This window comes from Occallatibacter sp., assembly GCF_049802275.1.
Taxonomy (GTDB): Bacteria; Acidobacteriota; Terriglobia; order Terriglobales; family Acidobacteriaceae; genus Telmatobacter.
This window is the reverse complement of sequence record NZ_JBARMD010000362.1, coordinates 1-3398: the sequence shown is the minus strand read 5'-3', so window position 1 is coordinate 3398 and position 3398 is coordinate 1. Positions and strand designations below refer to the sequence as shown.

Sequence of the window (3398 nt, the reverse complement as noted above, 5' to 3'; positions counted from 1 at the left end):
GCATTCGTGACGCCCTGATGGTGGCCCTGCGCTATGACAAGAGCGAGGCTGTCCGCCTGAAGGCACTCGAAGGCCTGCAACCGTACGTGGCGCAGGATATGCGTGTTCGCGATGCCGTGCTGGAGGCGCTGCTAAACGACAGCGACCCGCGCATTCGCTCGGCAGCTATCACCGAACTCGAGCCCGTTGAGTCGGACACAAGCGTCAGACAGGTGTTGTCCACTGTTGCGAATTCAGACCGTAATCCCCAGATCCGCACGGTGTCCCGTCAAGTTCTGAGGCGGACCCCGGAGTTTCAATAACAGACCCTTACCTTCAGGCAACCGCGCCGTCCATAGAGAGTGCGGACCTGGATGAAGGAACACGAGGAAAGTAACATGAACCGCTTTATGAGGCCTTACATCCGAGCTGGAGTTACCCTGCTGGGAGCCGCACTCGCACTCGCACCGGCGACGGCACATGCGCAGGTGACGCGCATATGGAAAATCATTGAAGAACCCAACCAGCTTTTGTTGCACTCAAGTTCGCAAGGCTATCTTGGCGTGCTTGTGGGCGACGTTGACAGCGATTCAGCAAACAAACTCAAGCTGAAAGACGTGCACGGCGCTGTGATTACGCTTATCGATCACGATGCGCCGGCGGGGCAGGTGGGCCTGCGCGTGAATGATGTGCTGCTTGAGGTGAACGGCGTGTCTGTCGAGGGCGCAGAGGCCTTCGGCCGCATGATGCGCGAGATTCCTCCGGGACGCAAGGTGACGATGCTGATCAGCCGCGACGGAGCGACGCAGACGATCACAGTGCAGCTCGCGGACCGCAAGAAGTTGGATACCGACGTCTGGAACAAGCTGAATAGCGGCAGCGACATCAGCACTCCTGTGGAAGGCCTGGGAATTCTGGGTACGGGCGGCGCCGGAGATGCGCCTCTTCCGGGTGGATTCCACATGCCGTTCGTGGGCAACAGCACGTTGAAAGTCGGCGCGCTGGTTGAGCCACTTACGGCCCAGATGGCCGACTATCTCGGCGTTCAGAATGGGTTGATGGTGAAGCAGGTAGCCCGGAAGAGCGAGGCTGCAGCAGCCGGCATGAAAGCCTTCGACGTGATTCTGAAGGTGGGACCTGACAACATTGCCACGGTTTCCGACTGGGACCGCTCGATGCGGGCCAACCAGGGCAAGGCCGTACCAATCACGATTTTGCGTGACAGGAAGCAGCAGACACTGACCCTGCAGGTGGACTCAAAGAAGAAGAGCGAACTGATTCTCGACGAATTCTTCGATGGGAACAGCTGCCCGCTAATGGCCTTTGCCGATCCCGATGTGATTCTGGATCTGCAGCACAACCTTGCGGTCGACGAGTCTGCCGCGCAATCGATGCGGGAACAGGCCGAAGCGTTGAAGGATCAGCTTGGGCAACTGCAGGGCGATTCCGGCAACAACCTCTTCGAGATTACGCCGCAGCAGGCCGAAGAATTTCGGAAGCAGGCTGAGCAGTTCAGCGATGCATTCAAGAATCAGAACTTCAGATTCGATCAGAAGCAAATGGACGAACTGAAGCAGCAAATGCAGGAGTTCAATAAGGATTTTTTCGGCTCGGACAACTTCAAGTTTGATCAGAAGCAAATGGATGAATTGCAGAAGCAGATGGATCAGTTCAACCAGGGTCTTAAGCCGGAGAGTTTCAAGCTCGACATGGACACGCTCCCGAAAGCGCTCCAGAAACCTGAGCCTCAGCCGCGCACCTTCGAGGACATGATGCGGGATCAGCAGAAACACGAGAGGGATGAGTTGAAGCGGCAGATGGAAGAAGTGCAGGTGCTGGGGTTGGACCACCTCGCCTGATGAATCGGAACTGCAAAGTTAAAGGGCGCCGATAAAAAGTCGGCGCCCTTACTGTTTGTGAAATGCGATTGGGGCATTAAGTTTGCTTCGGCGGCTCGAGGATGCATCCCGGCGTGGAGCGGGCGATCTCCCACTCTTCCTCATTCATGTCGACCGCGACGTCCGCGAACAGAGGCGTGCTCAAGTAGCGTTCGCCGGTGTCGGGCAGCATGCATAGAATCGTCGACCCCTTCGGTGCGGTATTGGCCACCTGCAATGCGCCGGCAAATGTCCCGCCCGAGGTGATGCCGACAAAGATGCCTTCCTTTTTCGCCAGTTCCTTACTGTACTTGAGAGCGTCGGGGTTGGAGATGCGCAAGATCTGGCTGATGGCTTTGGAGGCCACGGCATCACCGGCCAGTTTGGCGATGAAGTCGGGGCTCCAGCCCTGCATGGGGTGGGGTTTCCAGCTTGGATGGCCGGATTTGGCGGAGCCGTCAGGGTTCCGTTCCTGCTCAATTCCGCTTGAGAGCATCGGCGCGTCGTCGGGCTCGCAGACTACGATCTTTGTCTCCGGCCGCTCTTTGGCCAGCACACGTGCAACACCTTTCAGCGTGCCGCCGGTACCGAATCCAGTGACCCAGTAATCGAGGCGCTCACCCTTGAAGTCATTGAGAATCTCCTGCGCCGTGGTGCGGGAGTGCATGTCGGCGTTGGCTTCGTTTTCAAACTGTCGCGTGTAATACCAGCCGTGCTTTTCAGCAAGTTCCACGGTCTTGTTGACCATGCCCACAGCGCGGGCAGCGGCCGGCGTCACGATTACCTTGGCGCCGAGGAAACGCATGAGCTTGCGGCGCTCGACGCTGAAGGGCTCCGCCATCGTCACTACAAGCGGATAGCCTTTGGCTGCGCACACCATGGCCAGGCCGATGCCCGTGTTGCCGCTGGTCGCCTCAACCACTGTCTGACCCGGCTTGAGCTTGCCGGTGCGCTCCGCCTCTTCAATTACTCCCAGCGCCAGCCGGTCCTTCACCGAACCCAGGGGATTGAATGCTTCCACCTTGACGTACAGGTTCACATCAGGCGGCGCCAACCGGTTGATTTTGACAACGGGGGTGTTGCCAACTGTTTCGGTAATGTTCGCGTACTTGCTCATGTGCCGACCTCCGAATGCAGGCAATTGTAAATCGCGACGCGACGAGGTCTCTAGTGAATATCGTAAGGATTGCGTGAATGAAAGGTGCTTTGGATGCCACGCAATGCGAAGCAAGATTCGGGAATCGCGGCGGTCGAGCGGTCCGGTAGAATTTTTGCGAGGTCGCCCAATGCAAGAAATCCAGACGCTGTCCCGCCGCACATCACCCCTGCAAATCGGTTCCGGCGAGTTTCGCGCCGCAGGCCACCAGCTCGTCGATCGCATTGCAGACTTCTTCGACACGATTCCGCAGCGGCCCGTAACCACGGGCGAATCTCCCTCTGCAATTCGCCAGGCGCTTGGCGCAGACGGTATGCTGCCGAACCAGGGCGGCGATCCAGCAGAGTTGCTCAACCGCGCTGCCGGCCTGCTCTTCGACCATTCCC

4 protein-coding genes are annotated in these 3398 nt (G+C 58.3%); 3 read left to right on the top strand and 1 reads right to left on the bottom strand.

Annotated elements, in window-relative coordinates; all coding sequences use genetic code 11:
* Window positions 1–302: HEAT repeat domain-containing protein (locus tag WA354_RS12635; RefSeq protein ID WP_472813369.1), on the top strand; the 302-nt coding region annotated here is incomplete at its 5' end.
* Between the two features lie 75 nt (window positions 303–377).
* A complete protein-coding gene (locus WA354_RS12630) occupies window positions 378–1838 on the top strand; it encodes a PDZ domain-containing protein (protein ID WP_472813368.1) in 1461 nt (486 codons plus the stop codon).
* A gap of 76 nt (window positions 1839–1914) precedes the next feature.
* Here the strand turns inward: WA354_RS12630 and WA354_RS12625 are convergent, their stop codons facing one another.
* Window positions 1915–2973 (bottom strand): PLP-dependent cysteine synthase family protein, encoded by a 1059-nt coding sequence (locus WA354_RS12625; RefSeq protein WP_472813367.1) that lies wholly within the window; start codon window positions 2971–2973, stop codon window positions 1915–1917.
* A 169-nt stretch (window positions 2974–3142) separates the two neighbouring features.
* Between WA354_RS12625 and WA354_RS12620 the strand changes: the two genes are divergently transcribed.
* On the top strand, window positions 3143–3398 hold a 256-nt coding region (locus tag WA354_RS12620; RefSeq protein ID WP_472813366.1), incomplete at its 3' end, for a hypothetical protein.

Bases quoted from the DNA above. Each gene is read 5' to 3' on its own strand.
- WA354_RS12630 (WP_472813368.1), top strand. From the start codon at position 378: ATGAACCGCTTTATGAGGCCTTACATCCGAGCTGGAGTTACCCTGCTG.
- WA354_RS12625 (WP_472813367.1), bottom strand. From the start codon at position 2,973: ATGAGCAAGTACGCGAACATTACCGAAACAGTTGGCAACACCCCCGTT.